2 protein-coding genes and 1 pseudogene are annotated in these 3,037 nt (G+C 66.8%); all 3 read right to left on the minus strand.

The genetic code is table 11. The annotated features are described in order from the left end of the window. A partial coding sequence (argS, locus tag QZ189_RS10945; protein ID WP_296421767.1) for an arginine--tRNA ligase occupies positions 1-1,619 on the minus strand: 1,619 nt, incomplete at its 3' end. A 48-nt stretch (positions 1,620-1,667) separates the two neighbouring features. Then, positions 1,668-2,522, minus strand: coding sequence for a carboxylating nicotinate-nucleotide diphosphorylase (gene nadC, locus QZ189_RS10950; RefSeq protein WP_296421768.1), 855 nt, complete (start codon positions 2,520-2,522; stop codon positions 1,668-1,670). Positions 2,523-2,572: 50 nt separating this feature from the next. Continuing rightward, a pseudogene (locus QZ189_RS10955) lies at positions 2,573-3,037 on the minus strand (tRNA uridine-5-carboxymethylaminomethyl(34) synthesis GTPase MnmE); the annotation flags it as partial.

The raw sequence follows: 3,037 nt of genomic DNA on the forward strand, positions 1-3,037 counted from the left end.
TAGGTGCAGAGGCGATTGGGCAGCAACTCCTCCTCCACCTCGGCGATCACCGCATCGAACTTCAGCAGCTCCCGCACCAGGGCCCATTCCTGGGGTTCGCTGAACTGAAGCCCCCCTGCGGAAGCCGCATCCAGGTCGCCGCCCTTGCGGGCGATCCCAGCAATGCGGACCACGGCGTAGAGCAGGTAGGGAGCCGTATTGCCCTGCAGGGCCAGCATCCGATCAAAGCTGAACTGGTAGTTGGTGATTCGGTTCTGGCTGAGGTCGGCGTACTTCACCGCCGCCAGTCCGACGGTGTTGGCCACATGAGCGATGAAGGCCTCGTCCTCACTGCGGCCCTCCTCCTCCAGGCGGCGACGCAAGTCCGCCTCTGAGCGCTCGACGGCCTCATCCAACAGATCACGCAGGCGCACCGTGTCACCGGCACGGGTTTTCAGCTTCTTGCCGTCTTCCCCCTGCACCAGACCGAAGGGCACATGCTCCAGACGGGCCCCCTCGGGTAGCCAACCGGCGCGGCGGGCCACCTGAAACACCCCCGCAAAGTGGTTGGCCTGACCGGCATCGGTCACGTACACAACCCGGCGGGCTCCATCACCCTCCGGGGCTGAACCGAAGCGATAACGGATCGCCGCCAGGTCGGTGGTGGCGTAGTTGAAGCCGCCATCGCTCTTCTGAACGATCACCGGCAAAGGCTTGCCGTCTTTCCCGCTGACCCCCTCGAGGAAGACGCAACCGGCTCCGTCATCCACCACCAACAGCCCCGTGGCCTCCAGGTCGCGAACCACCCCCTCGAGATAGGGGTTGTAGAAGGACTCCCCCCGTTCGCTCAGGCGAATGTCCAGGCGGTCGTAGATCTTCTGGAACTCTCGGCGGCTCTGGTCACAGAGCAGCCCCCAGGCCTTCAGGGAGACCGGATCGCCCCCCTGCAGCTTCACCACCTCCTCCCGGGAGGTGGTCTGGAAGGCCTCGTCCTCGTCGAAGCGCTTTTTGGCCTCGCGGTAGAAGGCCACCAGGTCGCCCAGGTCCACCGCATCGGCGGTCTCCAGAGCCTCGGGGGCCACCTGCTTGAGGTGGGTAATCAGCATCCCGAACTGGGTGCCCCAATCGCCGACGTGGTTCAGCCGCAGGACCGGGTGTCCGCGGAACTCCAGAACACGGGCCAGGGAGTCGCCAATGATCGTGGAGCGCAGGTGCCCCACGTGCATCTCCTTGGCGATGTTGGGGCTGGAGAAGTCCACCACCACCGGCGCGGCCTGCTCCACAGCAGGTACGCCGAGGCGGGCATCCCCGAGGCGCTGCTGCACCTCCGCCGCCAAACGCTCAGGCTGAAGCGTGATGTTGATGAAGCCAGGGCCAGCAATCTGCGGCTCCTGGCAGAGGGCCATGAAGCCGTCGTCCGCCTTGAGTTGCTCCACCACCGCCTCGGCAATCTTGCGGGGGGGCTGGCCTAAGGGCTTGGCCAGGGGCAAGGCGCCATTGGCCTGAAAATCACCAAATTCGGGCTTGCTGGCCGGCGCGAGCTGGGGATCGAAGGCCTGGCCCGCCGCTGCCGCCTCAGGGAATGCCCGTTGCATTGCATCGCGCAGCTGGTTCTCCAGGGACTGGGCGATGCGAAGCATGGAGATGCGGGGGAGATCTTCAGATCATCCCTCTCCGCGGGAATGAACTCAGCTGGAGAAGCGCATGCTCAGGTCCAGCCAGCTGCTGCGGGTCACCGGTGCACTGGTTGAAATCAAATCCAGTCCTGTGGCGGCATAGGCCCGAAGCTGCTCCGGCTGCACCCCCGAAGCCTCCAGCACCACAGGGCGGCTGGTCAGGGCCCGCAGCTGGGGGACGAGCTCCAGCAGGGCCTCGGGGCTGAACTCATCGAGCAACACCCCATCGGCTCCGGCCTCAATCGCGGCCTGGGCCTCGGCGGCGGTCTCGGCCTCCACGATCACGCGCGCCGGCCAAGGTGCCCCTGAGCGAACAGCGGCGATCGCTGCGGCGACCCCACCGGCCCAGGCCAGATGGTTCTCCTTCAACATCGCCGCGTCATCCAGGCCGAGGCGATGGTTGACCCCACCGCCGCAGCGCACGGCGTACTTCTCCAGCACCCGCAAACCAGGCGTGGTCTTGCGGGTGTCCGCCAACCGGACTCCGCTGCCCTCCAGTTCAGCCACCAGCCGGGCCGTGGCCGTGGCGATCCCTGAGAGGCGCATCGCCAGATTCAGGGCCGTGCGCTCTGCCGCCACCAAGGCCGCCGCCTCGGCCTCCACGTTCAACAGGCGTTGGCCAGGGGTGACTGCGTCCCCATCTGCCACGAGCAGCTCCACGCTGGCGCTCTGATCGAGCTCGCGAAAGACGAAGTCCAGGAGCGGGCCGCCGCAGAACACCCCCGGGGCCTTGCTGATCCAATGGGCCCGGCAACGACCAGGGCGTAGGGCTGCAGCGCTGAGGTCGCCGCGGCCGATGTCCTCCTGCAACCAGTCGCGCAGCTGCTGCTGAAGAGCCGGCGTCAGTGGCAGCGGTGCGGCGCTCATCCTGAATTCAGCGTGATGGACCCAGGGGCAGCTTGCCCGAGCTCTTGGTCCTATTTGCCAATGCAGAAGCGCGAGAAGATTCGATCGAGGACCGCCTCGGTCACTTCGGCCCCAGTGATTTCCCCAAGGGAGCGCACCGCAGCCCGCAGGTCGATCGTCCAGAAGTCCCAAGGCAACTGCTGCTCACCCGCCTCGAGGGTGCGCTGCAGGCTCGCCGCCGCTGACACCGCCAGATCCAACTGCCGTCGATTCAGGGCCACCTGCAGCCCCTGCTCACCGCCCTGGCCGCAGCTCTGCAGCAGGCGATCCACCAGGGCCTCATGCCCCTCACCGGTCAACGCACTGATGCAAACGTCGGCATGGGCGGCAGGCTCCGCCGCGGGCTGATCCGCCTTGTTGGCCACCACCAGATGGGGGATGCCCTGTGGAAGGGAAGCCAGCAGCGCCTGGTCCTCCGCCAGCCAACCCTGGGCCCGGTCAAACAGCAGCAGCACCACATCCGCCGCCTGCAGCGC

This window comes from Vulcanococcus sp. CPBay_Sum15L08_68 (genome assembly GCF_017855895.1).
Lineage (GTDB): Bacteria > Cyanobacteriota > Cyanobacteriia > PCC-6307 > Cyanobiaceae > Vulcanococcus.